Here is a 23,123-nt window from a genome sequence, read left to right on the forward strand (position 1 = left end):
GGAGGAAACCATGACCACTTCGACACGCGAAGCACTCCTCGACCCGACCGGTGCAGCCGAGGGCGCAAGCGACGGTACGCTCTCGCCGCGCCCCGTCACCCTCAAGGGGCTGACGGTGGGACTGCTCGATAACACCAAGCCCAACTCCACACTGCTGCTCGACGAGATCGCCGCGGACCTCAAGCGCGACTACGGCATCGGCGAGATCAAGCACTACGTCAAGGACTACTTCGGCACGCCCGTCAAGGACGAGCTGTTCCAGCAGATCGTGTCGGAGGTCGACATCGTCATCACCGCCGTCGGCGACTGCGGGTCGTGCAGTGCGGCGACGGTTGCGGACGGCATCATGTTCGAGCGCGCAGGCATCCCGACCGTCAGCATCACCTCCGACTCGTTCGCCATGTCGGGACGGGCGATGGCCGAGGTGCAGGGATTCCCGGGCTTCCAGTTCGTCATGGTGCAGCACCCGGTCGCGAGCTTGGACACCGAGCACATCCGCGGCCGCGCCGACCAGGCCGTGCCCGACGCACTCCGCATCCTCGGGGTCACCGAGCTGGCTTGAGGTGGCGCCCGGCGGGGGCATCGGGCCCAGCTTGGATCAGCGCCACCGGGTAGGTCTCATCTCGTCCGTGTTCACAATTCAGTCTGCGCGTTGAGGGCAGACACGGGCGCCCGCTGAAACAGGAGGGCGTGCCGGGATTACGAGTCCGGCGGGACTGAATTGCGAACCGTGGATCCGACGCAGAGGCCTTGAGTGCGCGGTCCGCGAGCACGGCAATCTCACAGGCATCCCTATATCGAAGCGGCCCTCAGCGACATATCGTTGAGTATCGTTAGATAGGCGGCAATCGACACCGCATGGAGGTCATGATGAGCGATTCATTCGGAACCAACGGCTTCGGATTCGGCGGCGGAAGCGGCATGGGCAACGGCGGCTTCGGCGCCGGACTCGGCTCGGGCTTCGGCAAGACCGGCGCCGGAATCTGGGATGCGATGGAGCAGCTTCGCGACGAGTTCGAGCGTCGCGTGATGCCCAAGGGTGGGGCCCGTATGGGCCGCGGTGATGTGCGAGCGGCCGTTCTGGCACTGCTCGCCGAGAGCCCCATGCACGGCTACCAGATCATCCACGAGATCGAAGAGCGCAGCGGCGGTAGCTGGAAGCCCAGCCCCGGCTCGGTCTACCCGACCCTGCAGCTCCTGACCGACGAGGGACTCGTCACCGCGGAAGAGGCGAACGGTCGCAAGACCTATGCCCTGACCGAGGCGGGACGCGCCGAAGCGGATGCAGCGGGTGAGCGCCCCGCGCCGTGGCAGGCATCCGGCGCCGGAACCACCACTGGCGCCCGCGAAAGCAGCGGACGTGCGACGGCGCTGCCCAAGGCCGGCGTCGAGCTGGCCCAGGCTGCGGCTCAGGTGGCTCGCACCGGTACGCCCGAGCAGGTGCAGCAGGCGGTCGCCGTGCTCGAAGACGCGCGTCGTAAGCTCTACTCGATCCTCGCCCAGGACTGACCGGAGTGCCCTCGGCGCGAAGGCGTCGCGAGGGAGCAGGGCGTTGGTGAGAAATACAGTGAACGGCAGGGTCGTCGACAAGACCGACGCGTACGATGCCGGCGCCATGCGCGCCCGGTATCGGCGCATCCTGCGGTTCGCTGCGCGCTACCTCGCACAGACGTGGTGGTTCGAACTCGTGCTGCCCCGCATCGGCCTGACCCGGATCGCGGTGCGCACGCGCAACAAGCGCATGAAGCGGTTCGCTCGGGCCTTCCACGGGCTCGCCGTCGACCTCGGTGGCCTGATGATCAAGGTCGGGCAGTTCATGTCCTCGCGCCTTGACGTTCTGCCGCCCGAGATCACGAAAGAGCTCGAGGGCTTGCAGGACGAGGTTCCTGCCGTGCCCTTCGATCGCATTCGGTCGGCCGCGGAGGCAGAGCTCGGCATGCCGCTCGACCGCGCCTATTCGTGGTTCGACGAGACCCCGGTGGCCGCGGCATCCCTCGGCCAGGCTCATCGCGCGCGCCTGTCGGCGCTCGACGCGAGCGAGACGGGGCTCGACGCGGTCGTCGTCAAGGTGCAGCGACCGGGCATCCAGCAGATCGTCGATGTGGACCTTGCTGCGCTTCGCAAGGTCGGCGGATGGCTGAGCCGCATTCGCCTCGTCTACACCCGCGTGAATGCGCCCGCGCTCGTCGAAGAGTTCGCCGTGACGAGCCTCGAAGAGATCGATTACGTTCACGAGGCCGCCAACGCCGAACGCTTCGCGCGCGACTTCGAGGGCGATCCGCGGGTGGCGGTGCCGGAGGTCGTGTGGGAGCGCTCGACCGGACGCGTCCTGACACTTCAGGACGTGACGGCGATCAAGATCAACGACTACGACGGTCTCCGCGCCGCGGGCATCGACCCCGACGAGGTGGCCCGCGAGTTCGCGTCGGTCATGTTCGACCAGTTGTTCGACCATGGCTTCTTCCACGCCGACCCGCACCCCGGCAACGTCTTCGTGACATTGATGCCGGATGCCGCGGGCTCCGGAGCCGGGGGAACGGGCACCGTGGCGGGCTCGAGTCCCGGGGCGAACGCATCCGTCTCGGTCGCCTCGTCGCCCGCCTGGCGCTTCACGTTCATCGACTTCGGGATGATGGGCGAGGTTCCGCCGGGGCTGCGCCGCGGGATGCGTCAGCTGCTCATCGCCGTGGCGTCGCGCGACGGGCGCGGGCTGGTCGACGCGATCCGCGAGGTCGGCGTGCTGCTGCCCTCGGCCGATACCGGCGAGCTCGAGCGGGCCATGACCGCCCTGTTCGCGCGGTTCGGGGGCATGGGATTCGCCGAGTTGCAAGAGGTCGACCCGCGCGAGTTCCGCGACTTCGCGATCCAGTTCGGCGATGTGGTGCGGTCGCTGCCGTTCCAGCTGCCCGAGAACTTCCTGCTGATCATCCGCGCCTCGTCGCTCACGTCGGGCGTCTGCAGCGGCCTGAACCCCGCGTTCAACCTGTGGGATTCGGTCGAGCCGTACGCCGCGCAGCTGCTCCGCGACGAGCGCGGCAACATCGCGCAGGCCGTGGGCAAAGAGGTCGTCTCGATCGCGGGCCTGGCTGCGCGACTCCCGCGGCGCCTCGACGAACTCGTCACCCGAATCCAGGACGGCGAGATCTCGGTCGACACCCCACGGCTCGACCGGCGCGTGGCTCGGTTGGAGCGGATGGTGCGCCGGGTCGTCTCGGCCGTGCTGTTCGCCGGACTGTTCATCGGCGGCGCGGTGCTCCGACCCGAGGACCCCGTCTTCGGCTCGGTGCTGATGATCGGCTCGGTGCTTCCGCTGCTGCACGCGCTGTTCGCCGGGGCGCGCCGGGGGCCCGGCGCGGGCTGAGGCGCGGCCGAGCCACCCCGGGGACTTCTGGGCCGCCCTCCTCGGCGTGCCCCGCCCCGCGAACGGACGCAACACGCCGTGTCGGGCGGCCGCAGGCGGCGAGTCGCGACCGTTCGGTGCGAGATCCGGGTCGATGAGCGGTTCGGGTCAGCCGGGATGAAGCGCTGCTCACCAGCCGCTGCGAGTGGGCGTGTGCCCCTCGCGAGCGTCGTCGGGCATCGCCATCTCGGCACGGACGCCGAGCAGTCGCACGGGCCTGTCGGGCTGGATCTTGGCAACCAGGCGCATCGCCTCGGCCGTCACGATCGAAGCATCCGTCGTGGCCGGAACCTTCCGCGTGAACGTCTTCGTCACGAACGGCGCGTAGCGCACCTTCAGTCCCAGCCCGACGACGGGCCGCGCATCCGCCGCAACGTCCGCCAGTACCTGGGCGAGCAGCATCCGTGCCGCATCCTCGATCTCCGAGCGTGCCTCGAGGTCCCGTTGAAAGGTCGTCTCGTGGGAGTGCCCGCGTGGCACGTACGGGGTGTCGTCCACCGTCGCCGATCCTTCGCCTCGCCCCAGTTGCGCGTACCAGGGACCCATGCGCGGACCGAATTCACCGGCGAGCGCGCCCTCGTCAGCGCTGGCCAGTTCACCGATGGTGCGGATGCCGAGGGTCGCGAGCCGCTTCGAGATCTTCGACCCGATGCCCCACATCTCGAGCGTCGGGCGTTCTCCCATGATCTCGAGCCAGTTCGTCGCGGTGAGCCGGAAGACACCGCGGGGCTTGCCGAAGCCGGTCGCGACCTTCGCGCGGACGAGCGTATCGCCGATACCGACGCTGCAATGCAGTGCGGTACGCGCGAGAACCGCGGCCTGGATGGCTCGGGCGCAGGTCTCCGGGTCTTCGGTCGTCACCCCGACGAACGCCTCATCCCATCCCAGAACCTGCACAACCGCACCCGGTTGCGCGCGCAGTTCGGCCATGACCTGCGCGGACGCGGCCTCATACGCGTCGCGATCGACGGGGAGGATCACCGCATCCGGGGCCTTGCGGGCCGCGACCCGCAGCGGCATCCCGGATCCCACGCCCAGCTCGCGCGCCTCGTACGAAGCGGTCGACACGACGGCGCGCTCCGTGGGGTCGCCGCGCCCGCCGACGATGACCTGCCTGGCCGCGAGTTCCGGATGCCGCAGCACCTCGACCGCTGCGATGAACTGGTCGAGGTCGACGTGGAGCACCCACGAGGTGGCGGTCATGAAGTCAGTGTGCGCGGTTTCGGTGGTGCGTGGCTAGGCTCACGGCATGCATCGGATCTTCACGACGTCCGTCTCGGCCGTGTATCCGCACTACCTCGCGAAGGTTGAGCGGAAGGGGCACACGCAGGCCGAACTTGATGAGGTCATCGAGTGGTTGACCGGGTACGACCGTGCCGAGCTCAAGCGACTCCTCGCCGACGGGACGACCTTCGAGCAGTTCTTCGCCGCGGCCGCGCTCAACCCGCATGCCGCCCTGATCACGGGCACGATCTGCGGCGTGCGCGTCCAAGAAGTGGAGGACCCCTTGATGCAGAAGATCCGCTACCTGGACCTGCTCGTTGACGAGGTCGCGCGCGGCAAGAAGATGGAGAAGATCCTGCGTCAGCCGTGAGCCGCGGTGTTCGCCTGCGTTCCCTGCCGGTCCCGGTTCCGGCGGTTCGTTATCGTTCGTGACCTGCCCGGTGCCGGGATGATGCGGATTCGACCCATCAATGTCGGTGGTCGTTCGTACATTTGTTCTATGACCTCGGGCGTCCCATCACCGCTTCCGCGCCTCACCAGTGCGGTCGATCGGATGACGGGGGTCATGGCCGACTGCGCGCTCACCGCATTCGTGCAGGAGGTGGACGATGACACGCTTCTCGCCGTGTTGACCGACGCCACTGACGCACGAAAGGCCCTCGATCTGATCGTCGCGGCCGCGACCGCGGAGGTCGGGCACCGGTCGGCACGCGAGCTCGGGTACGCGGGACTTGCGCAACGCAAGGGGCATCGAAATGTTTCATCGCTCGTGCAGAACATCACGGGGCAGTCGCGAGGAGATGTGGGGCGGTCTCTGCGGACCGGCGACGAGCTCGTGCCCGTCTTTCGCGGCGTGGGAGCAGTCGAGGGTGATCCCGCCGGTCCGGATGCGCCACCCGCCGTTGCTACGTGGCTCTCGATGCTTCGCGACGCGCTGACATCTGGGTCGCTGAGCTCGCCGCAGTTCCAGGCGATCAGAACGGGGTTGGGAGAGCCGCCCGTCGAGCGCTATCCCGAGCTGGACGCCGCGTTTCTGCCCGAGGCCTGGGCGCGGGCGGTGGCACTGCTCATCGAAGAGTCTGGCCATCTACCGGTAGAAGAACTTCGCGCCGCCGCCCGGATCGCGCGGGACCGGCTCGATCCCGTCGGGGTCACGCTGCGGTTCGAGGAGCGCTTCGCGGCGCGGTCCTTCCGCGCATGGATCGACGAGAATGGACAGCACCACGCGCGGATCGTGTTCGACGACGACGCTGCGGCATGGGTCCATGCGATTCTGCAGGCGTCGCTGAGGCCGCGGCGCGGACCGCGATTCGTCGGTGAGGACGCGTCCGAACAGGCTGCCTTCGCGGCGGTCGACGAGAGAACGAACGAACAGCTTCAGTACGACACCGTGATGGCCGTTCTGCGCACGGGCGCTGCCGCGGATCCGAATCAGTCCTTCGGTGACCGGCAGCCCGGGGTTCGCATCCTGCTCGAGGCCACGGCGATCGAGGACACAGGGGTCGAGGACACAGGGATCGCGGACGCAGGGATCGAAAGCGCGGGGATCGCGGACGCAGGGATCGAAAGCGCGGACTCCTCGGGAGGAAAGCGGGTTTCGGGTATTGGCCACCTCGAGGACGGCGGTCAGGCGCTGCCCGGCGGTGTGGTCGAAACGTATCTCTGTGACGCCGGCACGATAGAGATCAGTCGAGATTCGTTTGGGCGACCGCTCGACGTGGGCCGCGAGCGTCGACTATTCACCCGAAGACAACGCGTCGCGATCGCCGCTCGCGACGGGGGATGTATCTGGCCCGAGTGCATCGCGCCCATCTCTCAATGCGAGTACCACCACACCAAACACTGGTGGGAGGACCACGGGGCAACCGACGTGGATGACGGGGTCCCGCTCTGCCGCAACTGTCATCTCCGTCTGCACAACCAGGGCTGGCGCATCACCCGCGAGCGAGATCCCGACTCGGGGATCGACTCGTATTGGCTCCATCCGCCGCCCGACCCGCTGACCGGCGAGGTGCCGGAACGGGTTCGGCTGGCCTCGAAAACTCCGACGAGGTTCGAAGCGGCGTGACGCTGGGCGAAAAGCGGCGTGACGCTGTGCGAAAAGGCGTCCAGTGAGTAATCCGGAGCTCAGTGGTCAGTGCCGCCGACCTGCCGGGTGACGTCAGTGTTGCGCCGAGGTGCGGAGTGACGTCAGTGTTGCGCCGAGGTGCGGAGTGACGTCAGCGCTGCGCCGACCTGCGGAGTGTTGTCAGTGTTGCGCCGAGGTGCGGGTGATCGCTAAGTCAGTACCAGCCGACGGATTGCGAGTGCGACCAGGCGCCACACGGGGTGCCATAGCGACCCGAGATGTAGCCCAGACCCCACGAGATCTGGGTCGCCGGGTTGGTCTGCCAGTCAGCACCGGCCGAGGCCATCTTGCTGCCGGGGAGCGCCTGCGGGATGCCGGTCGCACCACTCGAGCGGTTGTACGCCAGGTAGTTCCAACCGGACTCCTTGTTCCAGAGCGAAACAAGGCACGAGAACTGGTCGTCGCCCCAACCACGAGCCGTCACCATTCCGCGTGCGGTTGCCTGCGCTTCAGCGGCACTCGTGCCGCTCTGGGCGAGCGCCGGCGTGCCACCGGACGACGCGCGCGGAGCCGCCTGCTGGGCGGCGGTGGCGGCGGCGGCGGCAGCCGCAGCGGCCTCTTCGGCCGCCACGCGAGCGGCTTCGGCGGCGGCGGCTTCTTCTGCGGCCTTCTTCGCAACGGCAGCCTCGAGGCTCCCACGCAGACCGGCGACACGCTCGTTGACCGGCGTCACCAGTTCGTTCACATCGGAGATCAGACCCAACACCAACGGGGCGGGAAGCAAGTCGGCGCCCTCGAGGCGATCCGCAGCCTTCTCGAGCGCGGCAGTGTCGACGCTGGTGTCCGGTTCGCCCACGTCGAGGCCGGATGCCTGGATGTCCGACGACACCGTGGCGGCCGCGGAAACCGAGGCATCCGCGGCGGCAAGCGCATCGCGCATGTCAGAGGAACCGTCATCCGTGCCCGTCGCGGTGAGGATCGGCGTGGCCGCAACAGATGTCGTGAACGAGGCGAGCGTCATCGTCAACGCTGAGTCCGACCGATCGGAGGCCGGCGATGCCTCGGCCTGCACTGCGGGAACCGTCGAGAATGCGAGGGCCCCGACGAGCGCGACGGCGAGGCCGGTCGAGATGAGGGCGGGGCGGCGGCGGGCTCTGCGGGCGCTTTGCTCAGCGAGTCGTCGGGTGCGGCGGGCGGGCAAAGAAGTCGAGGCAGAGCGCATGAAGACCAGTTCCGTATCGGTGAGCTACGCCCTCGGGCGGGCGCGTCGCATCCGCACCTGCGGACACAAAGCATCGACTTTGGCACACCCCACCTGGACGCTTCCGGTACGTTTCCTGGGTGCCCGGTGAGAACCGGGGTCCGAAAAAGGCCAGATGGCGGGCGCTCGAGGCGTCCGGAACGAGGCGCTGGACGAGCCCTCGGCGGGTCGTCAGCGGGTCGTCAGCGGGGCCGGATCAGAGCGACGCGAACGCCTCGAACGTGGTGTCGGAGGGCAGCAGGTCGTAGAACAGGGCCTCGAACTGCACCTTCGTCCCGTCGCTCGGCAAGCGTTCGACGTAGCCGTACTCGGCGCCCAGGATTCGGCCATCCGGAGCTCGCGCGACCACGACGATGCTGACGAACTCCTGTTCCGTCTCGAACGTGCCGCTGACGGTGCCCGTGACCGTCGTGGAGAAATCATCCGACATCGGAGTCACGCCCTCGATGATGAACGAACCCGTCTCGTCGAACGGCGACGCGATGGCTTCCGCCGCCACGGGGCCCCGCACATCGAGTTGGGTGATCTCCGCCTGCCCGACGGCGGTGAAGATACCCGTGATGGCGGTGCGTCCGCTCAGGATGGTCGGGTAGTCCGACGACGTGTCCAGGATCGTGCCGTCCGCGCCGAGCGCCTCCACGTCGATACCGGCGAAATCGAAGACGTAGTCGGCGTTCGGGTTTTCGAGGATGACGACGTACCACCACGTGGTCGGGTCGTAGGACGTGCGACCGAAGGCGGATTCCACGAAGACGAGGTCTTCAGCCGCGGTCGCCGGATCGCCCGCAGGGTCGTCATCGCCGGGTGGCTCGGTGACGGCGATACCCGGACCCGGGTCGATCGTCTCGGTCGTCGCGTCCGCGAGGATCGCGAACGATGCGATCGACATGACGACGGAGACGATCCATCCGACGACCGAGATCACGAGGGCCGCGATGCTGAGCCCCTTCGCCCCCTGCGTCTTCTTGATCAGCGCGATGAGCGCCACGACGAAGCCGGCGAGCAGAACGAAACCCGAGAACCAGGTGACGAAGGGAACGAAGGCCATGACCAGACCGATGAGCGCCAGGACGAGACCGATGATCGCGAGCGTTTTCGGTCGCGACCCGGGTGGGGGAGCGGCGCCGGCAACGGGAGGCGGCAGGTAACCACCCCCGTAGGCTGCCGCGGGTGGTGCGCCGGGGTAGGGCTGCACAAGCGGCGCCCCCGCGGGAACACCTCCCGCCGCCGCGGCTCCGGGGTAGCCCGGTACCGCGCCCGGATACCCGTCACCGGGAAGGGCGCCGCCCTGGTGCGGCGCCGCCGCATAGGGCGGGAGGGGCGGAACAGGAGCCTCCGGTGGGGGCTCGCCGATGCCATCCGGATCGCGGGAATCTGACATGAGGCTCTCCTCCGAATTGGCGCTGAGCGGTCGGACCGGCCGTCGGGCGCGAAAAGGCCTGACTAGCGGATGCTATCGAGGAACTGCTCCCGAAATCGACGCCGCGCCCGCTGCGATAATCAGCGGATGTACGGACCTCGAATCGAACGCTGGCAGAGTGCGACCGATTGGCTGCTCACCACCGCCGCCATCCTGTTCCTGATCGCCTATGCGACGCAGATCCTCGCCGAGCCGACCGGTGTGATCGCCGGTGTGTGCGAAGTGATCCTCTACGTAACCTGGGGCGTATTCCTGATCGACTATGTGGTGCGCCTTGCGATCGTCGAAAATCGGGGGAGGTGGTTCGTCCGACATCTCCTCGACCTGGCCATCGTCGTGCTTCCGATGCTGCGCCCGCTGCGTCTCATGCGATTCCTGGCGATCATCGCCATTTTCCAGCGCGGCGCCGGCAACATGCTTCGTGGGCGCGTGGTCATGTACACGGTCGGTGCCACGATCCTGACGGTCGTCATCGCCGGCCTCGCCGTGTACGACGCCGAGCGCGCGAACGGCAACATCGACTCGTTCGGGGACGCGATGTGGTGGGCGTTCGTGACGATCACGACCGTGGGTTATGGCGACTACTACCCCGTGACGATCGCGGGCCGCGTCGTCGCGGTCGGGCTCATGATCGGCGGGATCGCCCTCATCGGTGTCGTCACGGCGACCTTGGCGTCGTGGATCGTCGAACGTGTCTCGGATGCGGCTTCCCAGCAGAAGCCCGCCGCCACCGAAGAACACGTCGAATCCCTGCGACGCGAGATCGCCGATCTGAAGGAGCTGGTTCGCGGCCTGGTGCCCGCGAAGTGACGGGGCAGGCTCACCGCGAAGGGGCTGCGCGGCAGTGTCTACGGAGGAAAGCGCGACGTACGCTGGGCGGGTGTCTGCACCATCCACGCCGTCCACACCGCAGGACGCACGATCGCAGCTGATGGCGTTGACCGAGGTCATCGCGGCCGGCCGGTTCGATCCGCAGATCGCCGCTCGCTTCGGGCCTCCCGTGGACGACGCTCGGGCCGCTGCCGTCCTCATCCTGTTCGGTGTTCTCGATTCGCTGCCGAGCGATCACCACGCTCATGCGAGAGCGGTCTCGCGGGACCTCGATGTCCTGCTCCTCGCGCGGGCGCTCACCCTGCGGGCGCATCCGGGCCAGGTCGCTTTTCCGGGCGGCCGGGTGGACCCGGGCGACGACGGGCCCGTCGGGGCGGCCCTGCGCGAGGCTCGCGAAGAGACGGGCCTTGATCCGGAGGGCGTCGAGGTGCTCGGATCGCTGGGCACCATCCCGCTCGCCTTCTCGCGGCACGCGGTGACTCCCGTGCTGGCGTGGTGGAAGCATCCGTCCCCCGTGCGCGCCGTCGATCAGGCCGAGTCCGCCGACGTCTTCCGAGCTCCCGTGGCGGACCTGCTGAACCCTGCGAATCGGGGCACGACAGTGATCCGCCGCGATGGGCAGGAGTGGCGCGGACCCGGATTCCTCGTGCAGCACGCGACCGGAAACCACCTGGTCTGGGGCTTCACCGGGATGTTGCTCGACGGACTGTTCGACCTGCTGGGCTGGACCGAACCGTGGGACACGTCCCACGAACTGTCCGTCGAGGTATGACTCCGCGCGGAGCGCGCAGGTAGCTCCGCCTCGCGAGACCGTGCGCGAGCACGCGACGCCCGGGATGTCCGGTGGAGAACGAATCCAGTCAGTCGACCACCCGACGGGCCCGTTGCCGTGTCACGGCTGACACTGCCACCCGCCACCCGACGAGCAGAACGAGCAGGGACACAGAAGCGACGATGACGAACGCGAGCGCGGTGCCCTGCCCGCTGGCGACGCGGAGCAGCATCCCGCCGATGATCGTGATGCTCCATACGCCCAGCCCCGTCCGGACGGGCACGAACGGCTGGCGCCACGCCAGGGTGACGAGCCAGCCCGCAACCAGCGCGACGAGGAATGGCCAAGAGGTCTGCAACAGGCCGGACCCGCCGGGACCGAGCACCGCTTCATCGTGACTTGCTCGACCGATGACGGCGAAGACGACGACGAGGACGGCGTCGGCGACGAAAGCAAGGACGACGCGGCGATTCATGGGAACTCCTGTGCGTGCTCGGACCAGATCCGACCCCAGCATGGCACTCGAAGGCGCTGGTCTTGACAGGAGCCACATGCCAGGATGGGCATGTGGCGGCAGAGCTGCACGTTGTCGTGGGAGCCGGCCCCGTCGGCGCTACTGTCGCGCATAAGCTCGCCCGTGACGGGCGCCGCGTTCGGTTGGTGACGCGCTCCGGCTCCGGGCCCGAACATCCGCTCATCCAGAGGGTCGCAGCGGATGCGTCCGACGTTTCCGCATTGACGACGATCGCGAAACGCGCGACTGTCATCTACAACTGCGCGAACCCCGGCACCTATCCGCAATGGAAGCGCGTCTGGCCGCCGCTGGCCTCGTCCATTCTGCGCGCCGCGGAGTCGTCCGGCGCGGTGCTGGTGACCCTCGGGAACCTCTACGGATACGGGCCCGTGACCGAGCCGATGACCCGTGAGATGCCGCTCAGACCGAGCGATCCCAAAGGTGCTCTGCGGGCGCGAATGTGGGAGGAGGCGCTCGCTTCGCACGAAGCAGGGCGAGTGCGCGCCACCGAAGCCCGCGCGTCGGACTACATCGGACCCACCGCCCCCGCCCGCAGCTCGGTGCTCGCCTTCTACGCGAACGCGACCCTCGCGGACCGGGTGGCCTGGGTCTTCGCCGACCCCGATCAGCCGCACGCGTGGACGGCTGTCAGCGACATCGCGGCAACCCTGATCGCGCTCGGCTCGGACCACCGTGCGTGGGGTTCCCCCTGGCTTGTCCCGTCGAGCGCCCCCATCTCGACGCGGGAGGTCTTGAGGCAACTCGCCCGAATTGCCGGCGCCGGAGAACCGCGATTGCGTCGCATCCCGCGCGGCCTCTTGCATGCCGGAGGTATCTTCCTGCCAACGATGCGTGAACTCGCGGGGGTGCTCTACCAATTCGACGCACCGTTCGCCGTGGACGCGAGAGCGACGACCGAGACTTTTGGTGTGGCCGCGACCGCTTGGCGGAAAGTCTTGAGCCGGACCGCGCCGATCTGGCGTGAGCGCGCGCTGGTCTCCCGCACGACCTGACAGTTGGTGCGTACCGCTAGCCAGGTCGGGCGCGTTCCGCAACCCCGGGACGGATGCGTCCCCACATCCGTACGGTGGCTCACGCCGGACACCACCGGTCGGAAGCGGAGGCCCTGTGCCGCCGACCGCACCGACGCAATCATGACGACGGAGAACCCATGTCACGAGACCAGTACACCCTGACCGATCCCGCGAAGCTCTACGCGGACATCGAGCCCGAGAAGCAAAAGATGTCCGAGCCCGGCCTCGACGCCGAGCTGAACGACAAGGCCGACCTCGGCGAAGAGACCTACCGTGGCACCGGCTGCCTCACCGGTCGCAAGGCGCTCATCACCGGCGCAGACTCGGGCATCGGAGCAGCCACCGCCATCGCGTTCGCCCGCGAGGGAGCGGATGTCGCTATGTCGTACCTGCCCGAAGAGAAGGAAGATGCCGACCGCATCGCCGGGATCCTGACCGAGGCCGGCGCGAACGTCGTGCAGTTGCCGGGTGACCTCCGTGACCCGGACTACTGCCGCGATCTCGTCGCGCAGTCGGTGGAGAAGCTCGGGGGCCTCGACATCCTCGTGAACAACGGCGGCAAGCAGGTCGCCGTCGAAGACCTGGCGGACGTGACCGACGAGCAGTTCGACGACACTTTCAAGACCAACGTCTACGCGATGTTCTGGATCACGAAGGCGGCGCTGCCGCACCTGAAGCCGGGCGCGACGATCATCAACACGACGTCCATCCAGGCCTACAGCCCGTCCGAGACGCTCGTCGACTATGCCTCGACGAAGGCGACGATCAACAACTTCACGAAGGGGCTGTCGCAGCAGCTCGCCCCGAAGGGCATCCGCGTGAATGCTGTTGCACCGGGTCCGATCTGGACGCCGCTGCAGCCGAGCGGCGGCCAGCCGCAGGAGGCGCTCCCGACCTTCGGTGAGCAGACCCCGCTCGGACGCATGGGCCAGCCGGCCGAGTTGGCGCCCGCGTACGTCTTCCTGGCTTCGGCCGAGTCGAGCTATGTGATCGGCGAGACGCTCAACGTGAACGGCGGCATGCCGACGCCGTAGCGGCGAGAGCTCGAACGGACGCGACACGCCGTCTGCCGTTGTGGTGGACGGCGTGTCGCGTCCGTTCGCGGCGGTTGGGGAAACTCACGCGGCGGTGCGGTGTGCGACGGGGATGGGCACCCTCGCGCTTAGGATCGGGGGCGGGCGCCCCGCATCCGCGCCGGAGCCGAACGAGGAGTCACGTGAACGACAACGACGCGCGCACGACCTGGGTGCTCGTCGATGGCGAGAACATCGACGCGACGCTCGGCGGTTCGATCCTCGGACGCCGCCCACAGCCGGACGAACGCCCCCGCTGGGACCGCCTCCTCGACTTCGCCGAGCGCCAGTGGGCGCAGTCGGCCCGCGGGGTGTTCTTCCTGAACGCGTCGATGGGCATCCCGATGCCCTTCGTCCAGGCGCTGAAAGCGATGGACTACATCGTCGTGCCGCTCTCGGGTTCGCCCGACGAGAAGGTCGTCGACATCGCTATCCAACGCACGTTGCAGGCGCTGCTCGCTCGCCCCGAAGACGTGATGCTCGTCAGCCACGACGGGGACTTCCTGCACGACCTCGGAGCTCTGCTCGCGGCCGATCGCCGCGTCGGCGTCGCCGCCTTCTCCGAGTTCCGCAACGCGGGGTTCGGCACCCTCGCGGGCCTCGAGAAGTTCGATCTCGAGTACGACGCGCATGTCTTCGATGCGCCGCTCCCGCGCATCCGGGTCATCCCGATCGATGAATTCGACCCGAGCGACTTCTTGCGCTGAACGCACGGCAAACGCGGGTGGCGGCGGGAGTCGGCGGGGTGTCAGGATGTGCAGAACACCCCTACCCGGAAGGCGCCCCCATGGTTGCGTTCGCATACGGTCCCGTCGAGTTGTATCTCGTCGGTCTGGAGAATGAGCGTCCCGCGCCGGGGGTCGTCGATGCACTCGCCGAGGTCCTCGATGCCGGGCTGGTTCGTCTCCTCGACCTGGTTCTCATCTCCCGCGATGAGAACGGCAACCTCACCGTCATCGAGATCGAAGACGAGGCCGACGACTACGGATTCGAGGGGGTCGAGCTCGCCGTGGTCGGAATCGTCGGCGACGAGGACATCGCGGAGCTCTCGGAACTGGTGGAGCCCGGAACATCCGCGGTTCTGGTCGCGCTCGAACTCGCGTGGGCGCGGCGACTCTCCGAAAAGCTCGCGGCTTCGGGTGGGCAGCTGTTGAGCGTCGAGCGGATCCCCGCGCCGGTCGTCAACGCCCTGATCGATTCGATCGACGAGGACTGATGACCACCGCGGCGCGTTCACCCGACCGCGCCGCTTGAGATACGCGTCGACCGCGCGTCCCCGCCGGCCGACATCACGAACGGATGCTTCACATGAGAAGAATGGGACGCCCCGGCTTGCTCGGGCTCGCCGCCCGTACCGCTGTCGTCGCCGGCACGGCCTCCGCAGTCAGTGGAACGATGTCCGGCCGCCAGCAGCGCCGAGCGCAGGATCAGTACGAGCAGGAGCAATACCGCGCAGCGCAGCAGCAGGCGCAGATTGACACGGCCGCGCAGGCCGCCGCGGCGCAAGCCGCAGCACCGGCCGTCGTGGCGCCCGCCGCCGCAGCGCCCGCGTCGGCCTTCGATCTCGTCGGCGAGTTGCAGAAGCTCGCCGCGCTGAAGGATGCCGGAGTCCTGAGCGATTCCGAATTCGAGGCCGCGAAGGCCAAGCTCCTCGCCTGACGCCTGGGTAGAATCGCCGGTTCCCGCGTTCGATGCGTATCGGCGCGCCCGAGGACCGAGAACCCGAGGACCAAGAACGACGAAAGGCGACGATGTCGGACACCACACCCACGAACGTTCCTGCAGGCTGGTACCCCGACCCGACGGATGCGTCGTGGCAGCGGTGGTGGGACGGCTCCGGGTGGACCGAGCACGCGGTGCCCGCGGCATCCGCCTCCGTTGCGCACAACACAGGCACCCCCCAAGCGCCCGCGTACGTGCACGCCCCGGCTTCGCCCACCGCGCCGTTGCGCACCGACATCCAGACCAGCACGGTGTGGATCTGGCTCGTCGTGCTGCTGCCACTCGTGATGCTGCCGACGATCTTCCTGATCGACTGGCGTGGATACCTCGAGTCGAGCTTGGACATGTCGTCGCTCGACAGCGCCAACCCGATGATGCCCTCCGTCGGCATGACCCTCGGTTCGCTCGCCCTCAGCGTCGCCGGCTACGTCGTGGCCGGTCTCGGGATCCTGTTCGCCTGGCTCGACTGGCGCGAACTGAAGCGTCGCGGTATTCAGAAGCCGTTCCACTGGGCGTGGGCCTTTCTCGCCCTGGTCGTCACGAACGGCGTCTACGTGATCGGCCGCGGTGTGATCCTGCGCCGACAGACGGGCAAGGGTCTCGGTCCGGTCTGGGTCTGGATCGCCGTCTCGCTCCTGAGCCTGATCGTCGGGGTCGTCTACGCCAGCATGATCATGGGCGAGGTATTCGACCTGATCTTCGAGCAGGCCGGTGACATGCAGTTCTCGTAGCGCCGATCACTCGCCTCGCGCGTGCGCGATGATCAGTCGCGCCGCGGGAGCGGGGTTCGTGATCATCGCTTCGTGTCCGCGTTCGGGGATATCGCGCATCCGGGCGTGGGGGAGAAGCTCGGTGACGTGCGCGACCCACGCGCTGGGGCACACGCGGTCGTCGGCGCCACGCAGCACAAGCGCTTCGGCCTTCACCGCGGGCAGCGTCTCTTCGATCCGGTGGTCCAGCATCACGCGCAGCTTCCGCAGAAACCAGCGTGGGCCGGTCTTGACGTAGCTCACGGCGCCGATCCAGATCACGCGCGGGTTCTCATCGATCAGGTCCTGAACCATCCGCCACGCCTGCTTTCGCACACTCCGCTCGGCGGCGTTCACCGTCGGCGCGATCAGCACGATGCGATGAGACACCGCGGGATGCCTCGCCGCGGCCTCCGCCACCACCTGCGCACCCATCGAGTGACCGACCAGCACGGGATCGACGATGCCGAGTCGCGCCACGAAGTCGATGATCAGATCACCGGATTGCGCCATCGTCCGCGGTCGGGACGATTCGGGGGACTCGCCGAAGCCGGGAAGATCGAGGGCCAGAACGCGTCCCGCGGTGCCGAGCTGCTCCGCGAGTGCGCGGAACACGCTGTGCCCCATGCCGATCCCGTGCACCAGGACGAAGGTCGGACCGCCACGGACACCGGTGTCTTCGTAGACGATGTCCTGGTCGCCGATGCGCACCGTTCTGTCGTGATGTTCGGGCTTGCTCTGCGGCACCCCGTGAGCTTAGTCGGGAGCGCGAGTCGCGAGTCGCGAGTCGCCGGTTACCCGTCGGCGTCCCGGTCTGAGGATGCCGCGGTTGCGCGCGTGCGCAGCTCCGCACGTCGAGTCCGACCGCGCCGGATCGCTCGGCGGATGACCCAGACGATCGTTCCGGCGACCGCGATGACGACGATCCAGGGGAGGAGGAAGCCGAGCCCGATCACGATGCCGTTGAGGGTCGCGATCAACCCGTTCCACCCCGCGACCAGACCGTCGCCGAAGCCCGCCGGGTCGGCCTCCACGCTCTCCTGGGCAAGCGTCAGATCGACGTTCAGGCTCGACATCTCGACCTGGCCCTCGAGCATCTCGAGCTGCTGTTGCAGCGACTCCAGGGTCGCCTGCCGCTCGGCGAGCGCCGACTCGGCGGCGATCAGGTCGGCGACCGACGCGCTCTGCGACATCAGCTCGGTGAGTCGGGCGACGGATGTCTCGGCCGACGTGATCCGGGCGCGCAGATCCACGGCCTGCTCGGTCACGTCCTGCCGAGAGATGGTCGACGCCGTCACCTCACCGAGCGAGCCCAGTTCGTCGATCATCTCGGTCAGCTGGTCGGCGGGCACCCGCACCTGCACCCACGCCCCGTTGGGAGCCGCGGGCATCGTCGTCATGCCGTCGATATCCATCACCATGCCATTGGTGCCGACGTTCAGGCTCTCGACGTATCCGCCGCGTGCCTCCGCAGCATCCGCCACCGCCGCCGCCGAGGTGTCGATGTCGTCCACGCGCAGGCTGAGCGAGCCCGAGGCGATCAGTTCGCGATCACCGGATGCATCGGACTCGGCCGGTGCGGCGCCGCCCTCGATCATGGCGCCGTCCAACGCGCTGCCGTCGATCATGCTGCCGTCTGCCCGCGCGCCGTCGGCGGACTCGGGAACGACGGCCATGTCACCGTCCTGAACCTGGCCGATGGCTGGCTGGCCCGCCTCGTTCGAGGCACCCGAGAATCCGCCCGATCCGCCCGCAAGAGAGGGGCCGACGATCGCTGCAACCACGACGACGGCCGCAGCAGCGCCCGCGCCCGCCCACATCCGTCCGCGCCGGGCGCGGCGCCGTTGCCGGTCGGCGGCGATGTCCGCGAAGACCGCCGTCTCGATCCGCTTGATCGTCTCGTTGCTGACGTCGGGCAGTGCGTCGGCGCCCGAAGCATCCTGTGTCGTGTTCATGTCGTCTCTCCGATGGCCGTCCGCATGCGCGTGCGGATTCGCGAGAGACGATTGCGGACCACGCCGTGTGGCACGCCGAGCTCGTCGGCGGCTGCCTGATAGGCATATCCGCCCGAGGCGCACAGCACGAAGATCTCGCGATCGAGCGGTGACAACCCCTCCACCTCGCGGAGGATCCGCTCGGCCACCTCGGCGTCGATGATCTGCTGCTCGACATCGATCGTGCCCGGCAGGTTCTCGTCGGCCGCCGCGCCCGTGTGCTCGCGGTCGCGCCTGCGGGCACGCATCCGATTCGCCGCTTGGAAGCGGCAGATCGTGCTGAGCCACGGAAGAAGCGAATCGCTCGCGAGTTCGAGCGATGGCAGTTTGCGCCACGCCACCACGAACGTCTCTTGCGTGACGTCCTCGGCATCGGAGGCATCGTTCAGCAGCCGATGCGCGATCCAGTACACGGGCTTCACGTAGGCCGCGTAAAGGGCACGAAAAGCGTGTTCGCTGCCTGCGGCGGCCTGTGCCACCAGCATCCTGTCGCTCACGTCCACCATCCCGCCACTCGGCCCTCGCCATACGGTGTCTTCGGCTCACCGCCCCACCCACGGGTGGCGCGGCTGCCGCTCATTGTCTCTCACCCTGCAGGTGTCGACATCGGGCCGATCGTCTCAGACGGGTTTGCCGGGCAGTATGCTTGCCGACGCGAGAGGGAGTATCCCGATAGCGCACATCCGTCATCACGGGTCCCGACGACGCGGCCCCGGGTGTGCGCCGCCCGGCACGATCCGGGCGAGGGAGAGACTTTCGTCATCGAATGACCCTCCCTCCTTTTGAAAGGCCCTCCATGGACCTGGAACTTCCCCTGTGGTTCGAGATCGGCTCGCTCGTCGTGCTGACGCTGATCCTCGCCGCCGACCTGCTGCTGATCCTGAAGCGTCCGCACATCCCCTCGACGCGCGAATCGACGCTCTGGGTCGTCTTCTACGTCACGCTCGCGCTGATCTTCGCGGGCCTCATGTGGGTCTTCGCGGGTGGCGAGTACGCGGGGCAGTTCGTGGCCGGATGGCTGACGGAGTACAGCCTCTCGATCGACAACCTGTTCGTGTTCGTGCTGATCATGAGCCAGTTCGCGGTGCCGCGGCGGTACCAGCAGGAGGTGCTGATGGTGGGCATCATCATCGCGCTCGTGCTGCGGGGCGCGTTCATCCTCGTCGGCGCGGCGGTGATCGAGAACTTCAGCCCGATCTTCTACATCTTCGGCGCGTTCCTCGTCTGGACGGCCATTCGTCAGGCGTTCCCGGGCGATCACGACGAAGAGGTCAAGCGCGAGAACTTCATCGTGCGGATGCTCCGCCGCACCATCGACATCAGCGACGAGTACGACGGCAAGAAGATCCGCACCGTGGTGAACGGCAAGAAGATCTGGACGCCGATGATCATCGTGTTCGCGGCGATCGGTGTGACCGACCTGCTGTTCGCGATCGACTCGATCCCCGCCATCTTCGGCATCACGACGAGCCCGTTCATCGTGTTCACCGCGAACATCTTCGCTCTGATGGGCCTGCGCCAGCTGTACTTCCTGCTCGGCGACCTGCTCGACCGTCTCCGCTACCTGCACTACGGCATCGCGTTCATCCTGGCGTTCATCGGTGTGAAGCTCGTGCTGCACGCGATGCACGTCAACGAACTGCCGTTCATCAACGGCGGCGAGCACATCGAATGGGCGCCCGAGATCTCGACGTGGACCTCGCTCGGCGTGATCGTGGCGTCCATGGTCGTGGCGACGGTGGCGAGCCTCATCGCCTCGGCGCGAGATCGCCGGGTCGTCGCGGCGGGTGGCGCGGGGACGACGGATGCGGGCACCCCTGCGGTCACTGACGGTCCCGCGGGCACCCCCACCGCTGCGGCCGCGGTCGTGGCGGACGAGAAGGGCACGCCGCCCACGGTCGAGCAGCCCCCTGCCCCCGACGCCCGCGGCTGACCTTCGGCTCCGCGAACGGACGCAACACGCCGCTGGCATGCGGTTCGCACGGCGTGTCGGGTCCGTTCGCCCAGGCCCGTGCTCCCAGGCCCGTGCTCCCGAGATCGCACGTTCGCGCTCCGCGACCTCGCGAACGGACCCGACACGCCGCTCGCAATCGCGTCGTGCGGCGTGTTGCGTCCGTTCGTCAGCGCTTCCAGCCGCGCGATGTGAGGGCGCGGGCGGCACGAGCCACGACTTCGGCATCCGTCATCGTCTTCGAGGCGCGAATGGTGAGCCATCCGGCCTCCGCAAGGTCGTTGTAGCGTTCGAGATCGTGAGCCCACTGCCGCGCGTCCGTGCGGTGCTGATCGCCCTCGTACTCGATCAGCACGCGCTGCTCCCGGTACACAAGATCGCCATGCACGATGCGCCTGCGCAGCGCGATGGTCGCGTTGAGTTCGGGTTCGGGAAGCCCGCCGCGAACCAGGGCTAGTCGAGCGCGGCTCTCTCGCGGCGAACGGGAACCTTCGCGAACCAGCTCCACGGCGCGTGCGAGCAGGCGATGACCCCTTCGCGCGGAGTGTTCGCTCACCTCCGCCAGCAACTCGTCGATTGTGGCGAGCGGGGTGGGAATGCCGAGCAGTCGATCACCCGCGATCACGAGCTCGTCAAGGCCCAGATGCGGGGCGAGATCCGTCCACGTCCGAACCGCCGAAGTGACCCGTACTCCTCCGGAGACGCGCATCGGCGGGATGCGCTGAGTCGTGTGCCCCGCCACGCCCGCCCCGCGTGGCGCGCGTTCTCCGAGAGCGGTTACGTGCACACGTGGATCGTTCTCGAGTCGACGCGGCAGTGGGATGCCATGGATCCGCGCCGCAGTGATGTGCGAGAACGTCCAGCGGGGCGGCATTTTCGCGGCATACGCCAAGCAGTCCGCGTACCAGCCCGTCATTTCGACCGGGCGCCGAACGGCGTGGAACGGAGAGACGAGGTCGCTTCGGCGAAGCCTGGTCGCGGGAACATTCCGATTCAGGGCGTCGGCGACAGCGAATGGCCGCCCGTGCAGTGTGTCCGGCAGTCGACGTGGTTGAGGCATCCGTGCATGGTTTCGCGCTCGGTGTCGCTCATCGGACGGAGCGTGCAGTTCTGTGGGCGTATTGCGGGTATCTGCGTTGGTGAGGACGCATGCCGAATCCGCGTACGTCGACTCGAACCCGTGCGGTCCCGCGAACGGACGCAACGCGCCGCTCTGGTCGGCGTGCTGCGGTGTGTCGGGTCGGTTCGGCGGCCGTCTCAACGAGTCGCCCGCCCGGGGCGGTCCCGCGAACGGACGCAACACGCCGATCCGTGCGGGCCGGCGCGGCGTGTTGGGTCCGTTCGGCGCGGGCGACCGCGGCCGACGGCTGGGCGCAGGCTGCCCGCGGGCGCACGACCAACGCGACACCGGCGGCGACGCCGGCGGAGCGGCCCGCGGTGGTAGCCTGGCCGAATGCTGATCGCTCGCCTTCTCCTTAGCGGCCGCGACGAGTCCTCGTTCTAGGCCCTTCTCGTCGCGGAGTCTGTCGCGGGCTTGATCACCCTCACAGGAGAGAACGACTGTCATGACTAACCCTGAATCCACGTTCACCGCGTCCAGCGCAGCAGAGCCGTCGGCCGCCCAGATCGCCGCCAGAATTCCGGATGCTCCGCGCACCCTCGCCGAGAAGGTGTGGGACGACCATCTCGTCGTCAAGGGCAACGACGGCGAACCCGATCTGATCTACATCGACCTGCACCTGCTGCACGAGGTCACGAGCCCCCAGGCCTTCGACGGTCTGCGCGCCGAAGGCCGGCCGCTGCGCCGCCTCGACCTGACGATCGCGACCGAGGACCACAACACCCCGACGCTCGACATCGACAAGCCGATCGCCGACCTGACCAGCCGCACGCAGATCGAGACCCTGCGCCGCAACGCCGAGGAGTTCGGCGTGCGCCTGCACTCGCTGGGAGACAAGGAACAGGGCATCGTGCATGTCGTCGGTCCCCAGCTGGGCCTGACGATGCCGGGCATCACGGTCGTCTGCGGCGACAGCCACACCTCCACCCACGGCGCGTTCGGCGCGATGGCGTTCGGCATCGGCACGAGCGAGGTCGAGCACGTCATGGCGACCCAGACGCTGCCGCTGAAGCCCTTCAAGACCATGGCGATCACGGTCGAGGGTGAGCTGAAGCCCGGTGTCACGGCCAAGGACATCATCCTCGCGATCATCGCCAAGATCGGGGCGAACGGCGGTCAGGGCTATGTGCTCGAGTACCGCGGCAGCGCGATCCGCGCCCTCTCGATGGAGGGGCGCATGACGATCTGCAACATGTCGATCGAGGCCGGCGCCCGCGCCGGCATGGTCGCGCCCGATGAGACGACGTTCGCGTACGTCAAGGACAAGCCGCACGCGCCGCAGGGTCAGGACTGGGAGGATGCCGTCGCCTACTGGCGGACGCTCCCGTCCGACGAGGGCGCCGTCTACGACGCCGAGGTCTTCCTCGATGCCAACGAGCTCGAACCCTTCGTCACGTGGGGCACGAACCCGGGCCAGGGCGTCTCGCTGAGCGACGTGGTGCCCACGCCCGCGGACATCTCGGACCCGAACGAGCGCGCCGCCGCCGAGCGCGCGCTGGAGTACATGGATCTGAAGGCCGGAACACGGATGAAGGATGTCCCGGTCGACGCCGTCTTCATGGGCTCCTGCACGAACAGCCGCATCGAAGATCTGCGCGCCTTCGCATCCATCATCGAGGGTCGCAAGAAAGCCGACGGGGTGCGGGTCATGGTCGTCCCGGGCTCGGCACGCGTGCGACTGGAGGCCGAGGCCGAGGGTCTCGACAAGATCATCACCGACTTCGGCGCCGAGTGGCGTTTCGCCGGGTGCTCGATGTGCCTGGGCATGAACCCCGACCAGCTGGCGCCGGGGGAGCGGTGCGCCTCGACGAGCAACCGCAACTTCGAGGGACGGCAGGGCAAGGGCGGACGCACGCACCTGGTTTCGCCCCTCGTCGCGGCGGCCACCGCGATCCGTGGCACGCTGTCCAGCCCGAGCGACCTCGAAGAAGACGTGATCGCGGACGAAGACACACCGATTTACGCGCGCGTCGAGGCGGGGGAGATCTGA

General features: G+C 68.1%; 23 protein-coding genes. 15 read left to right on the forward strand and 8 right to left on the reverse strand.

From position 1 onward, the window contains the following. Nucleotides 1-10 precede the first annotated feature (10 nt). From ACIQ0W_RS01975 to ACIQ0W_RS01985, 3 genes are all read left to right on the forward strand, one after another. Entirely contained in the window at nucleotides 11-562 is a 552-nt protein-coding gene (locus ACIQ0W_RS01975; RefSeq protein ID WP_036300980.1) for a UGSC family (seleno)protein, read from the forward strand. 308 nt (nucleotides 563-870) lie between these two features. After that, nucleotides 871-1,509, forward strand: a complete 639-nt coding sequence (locus ACIQ0W_RS01980; protein ID WP_396641203.1) for a PadR family transcriptional regulator — start codon at nucleotides 871-873, stop codon at nucleotides 1,507-1,509. 106 nt (nucleotides 1,510-1,615) lie between these two features. After that, on the forward strand, nucleotides 1,616-3,361 hold the full coding sequence (locus ACIQ0W_RS01985; protein WP_396641428.1) for an ABC1 kinase family protein: 1,746 nt from the start codon (nucleotides 1,616-1,618) through the stop codon (nucleotides 3,359-3,361). A 168-nt stretch (nucleotides 3,362-3,529) separates the two neighbouring features. Here ACIQ0W_RS01985 and ACIQ0W_RS01990 read toward each other — a convergent pair whose 3' ends face one another. Beyond that, complete coding sequence (locus ACIQ0W_RS01990) at nucleotides 3,530-4,603, reverse strand: DNA polymerase IV (RefSeq protein WP_396641204.1); 1,074 nt, start codon at nucleotides 4,601-4,603, stop codon at nucleotides 3,530-3,532. 46 nt (nucleotides 4,604-4,649) lie between these two features. Between ACIQ0W_RS01990 and ACIQ0W_RS01995 the strand changes: the two genes are divergently transcribed. Next, the gene (locus tag ACIQ0W_RS01995; protein ID WP_396641205.1) at nucleotides 4,650-4,994 is read left to right on the forward strand and encodes a DUF2200 domain-containing protein; all 345 of its coding nucleotides are present in this window, start codon (nucleotides 4,650-4,652) and stop codon (nucleotides 4,992-4,994) included. A 129-nt stretch (nucleotides 4,995-5,123) separates the two neighbouring features. Beyond that, nucleotides 5,124-6,692: a DUF222 domain-containing protein gene (locus tag ACIQ0W_RS02000; protein ID WP_396641206.1), complete on the forward strand. Its 1,569-nt coding sequence runs from the start codon at nucleotides 5,124-5,126 to the stop codon at nucleotides 6,690-6,692. Between the two features lie 214 nt (nucleotides 6,693-6,906). Here the strand turns inward: ACIQ0W_RS02000 and ACIQ0W_RS02005 are convergent, their stop codons facing one another. Together ACIQ0W_RS02005 and ACIQ0W_RS02010 are read right to left on the reverse strand one after the other, a co-directional pair. Next, entirely contained in the window at nucleotides 6,907-7,914 is a 1,008-nt protein-coding gene (locus ACIQ0W_RS02005; protein ID WP_396641207.1) for a lytic transglycosylase domain-containing protein, read from the reverse strand. A gap of 235 nt (nucleotides 7,915-8,149) precedes the next feature. Next, nucleotides 8,150-9,334 carry a hypothetical protein gene (locus ACIQ0W_RS02010; protein ID WP_396641208.1) on the reverse strand — a complete coding sequence of 395 codons (1,185 nt, stop codon included), beginning with the start codon at nucleotides 9,332-9,334 and terminating at the stop codon, nucleotides 8,150-8,152. A gap of 126 nt (nucleotides 9,335-9,460) precedes the next feature. Here ACIQ0W_RS02010 and ACIQ0W_RS02015 point away from each other — a divergent pair, with 126 nt between their 5' ends. Both ACIQ0W_RS02015 and ACIQ0W_RS02020 read left to right on the forward strand, forming a co-directional pair. Beyond that, a complete protein-coding gene (locus ACIQ0W_RS02015; protein WP_396641209.1) occupies nucleotides 9,461-10,183 on the forward strand; it encodes a potassium channel family protein in 723 nt (240 codons plus the stop codon). 121 nt (nucleotides 10,184-10,304) lie between these two features. Continuing rightward, nucleotides 10,305-10,976: an NUDIX hydrolase gene (locus ACIQ0W_RS02020; RefSeq protein WP_396641429.1), complete on the forward strand. Its 672-nt coding sequence runs from the start codon at nucleotides 10,305-10,307 to the stop codon at nucleotides 10,974-10,976. A gap of 88 nt (nucleotides 10,977-11,064) precedes the next feature. On the opposite strand, the gene ACIQ0W_RS02025 is transcribed toward ACIQ0W_RS02020, so the two are convergent. Continuing rightward, the gene (locus tag ACIQ0W_RS02025; protein ID WP_396641210.1) at nucleotides 11,065-11,451 is read right to left on the reverse strand and encodes a DUF3054 domain-containing protein; all 387 of its coding nucleotides are present in this window, start codon (nucleotides 11,449-11,451) and stop codon (nucleotides 11,065-11,067) included. A gap of 92 nt (nucleotides 11,452-11,543) precedes the next feature. Here ACIQ0W_RS02025 and ACIQ0W_RS02030 point away from each other — a divergent pair, with 92 nt between their 5' ends. The 6 genes from ACIQ0W_RS02030 (at nucleotide 11,544) to ACIQ0W_RS02055 (ending at nucleotide 16,050) form a co-directional block, all read left to right on the forward strand. Further along, nucleotides 11,544-12,503: an NAD-dependent epimerase/dehydratase family protein gene (locus tag ACIQ0W_RS02030; RefSeq protein WP_396641211.1), complete on the forward strand. Its 960-nt coding sequence runs from the start codon at nucleotides 11,544-11,546 to the stop codon at nucleotides 12,501-12,503. A 158-nt stretch (nucleotides 12,504-12,661) separates the two neighbouring features. After that, a complete protein-coding gene (locus tag ACIQ0W_RS02035; RefSeq protein WP_396641212.1) occupies nucleotides 12,662-13,558 on the forward strand; it encodes an SDR family oxidoreductase in 897 nt (298 codons plus the stop codon). 182 nt (nucleotides 13,559-13,740) lie between these two features. Next, nucleotides 13,741-14,304, forward strand: coding sequence for an NYN domain-containing protein (locus tag ACIQ0W_RS02040; RefSeq protein WP_396641213.1), 564 nt, complete (start codon nucleotides 13,741-13,743; stop codon nucleotides 14,302-14,304). An 80-nt stretch (nucleotides 14,305-14,384) separates the two neighbouring features. After that, nucleotides 14,385-14,813 carry a DUF6325 family protein gene (locus ACIQ0W_RS02045; protein WP_396641214.1) on the forward strand — a complete coding sequence of 143 codons (429 nt, stop codon included), beginning with the start codon at nucleotides 14,385-14,387 and terminating at the stop codon, nucleotides 14,811-14,813. Between the two features lie 92 nt (nucleotides 14,814-14,905). Beyond that, a complete protein-coding gene (locus ACIQ0W_RS02050) occupies nucleotides 14,906-15,256 on the forward strand; it encodes an SHOCT domain-containing protein (RefSeq protein WP_396641215.1) in 351 nt (116 codons plus the stop codon). A gap of 92 nt (nucleotides 15,257-15,348) precedes the next feature. Further along, complete coding sequence (locus ACIQ0W_RS02055) at nucleotides 15,349-16,050, forward strand: DUF2510 domain-containing protein (protein ID WP_396641216.1); 702 nt, start codon at nucleotides 15,349-15,351, stop codon at nucleotides 16,048-16,050. 6 nt (nucleotides 16,051-16,056) lie between these two features. Here the strand turns inward: ACIQ0W_RS02055 and ACIQ0W_RS02060 are convergent, their stop codons facing one another. Genes ACIQ0W_RS02060 through ACIQ0W_RS02070 form a run of 3 tightly spaced genes read right to left on the reverse strand, consistent with a single transcriptional unit; the run spans nucleotide 16,057 to nucleotide 18,568 of the window. Next, on the reverse strand, nucleotides 16,057-16,815 hold the full coding sequence (locus tag ACIQ0W_RS02060; RefSeq protein ID WP_396641217.1) for an alpha/beta fold hydrolase: 759 nt from the start codon (nucleotides 16,813-16,815) through the stop codon (nucleotides 16,057-16,059). A 47-nt stretch (nucleotides 16,816-16,862) separates the two neighbouring features. After that, on the reverse strand, nucleotides 16,863-18,023 hold the full coding sequence (locus ACIQ0W_RS02065; protein ID WP_396641218.1) for a DUF4349 domain-containing protein: 1,161 nt from the start codon (nucleotides 18,021-18,023) through the stop codon (nucleotides 16,863-16,865). Beyond that, on the reverse strand, nucleotides 18,020-18,568 hold the full coding sequence (locus ACIQ0W_RS02070) for an RNA polymerase sigma factor (protein WP_396641219.1): 549 nt from the start codon (nucleotides 18,566-18,568) through the stop codon (nucleotides 18,020-18,022). The genes ACIQ0W_RS02065 and ACIQ0W_RS02070 overlap by 4 nt, the downstream gene beginning before the upstream one ends. 290 nt (nucleotides 18,569-18,858) lie before the next feature. On the opposite strand from ACIQ0W_RS02070, the gene ACIQ0W_RS02075 reads away from it, so the two are divergent. Next, nucleotides 18,859-19,995, forward strand: coding sequence for a TerC family protein (locus ACIQ0W_RS02075; protein WP_396641220.1), 1,137 nt, complete (start codon nucleotides 18,859-18,861; stop codon nucleotides 19,993-19,995). A 187-nt stretch (nucleotides 19,996-20,182) separates the two neighbouring features. Here ACIQ0W_RS02075 and ACIQ0W_RS02080 read toward each other — a convergent pair whose 3' ends face one another. Then, complete coding sequence (locus ACIQ0W_RS02080) at nucleotides 20,183-20,800, reverse strand: hypothetical protein (protein WP_396641221.1); 618 nt, start codon at nucleotides 20,798-20,800, stop codon at nucleotides 20,183-20,185. A gap of 778 nt (nucleotides 20,801-21,578) precedes the next feature. On the opposite strand from ACIQ0W_RS02080, the gene leuC reads away from it, so the two are divergent. After that, complete coding sequence (leuC, locus tag ACIQ0W_RS02085) at nucleotides 21,579-23,123, forward strand: 3-isopropylmalate dehydratase large subunit (RefSeq protein WP_396641222.1); 1,545 nt, start codon at nucleotides 21,579-21,581, stop codon at nucleotides 23,121-23,123.

This window comes from Microbacterium sp., assembly GCF_044340635.1.
GTDB lineage: Bacteria > Actinomycetota > Actinomycetes > Actinomycetales > Microbacteriaceae > Microbacterium.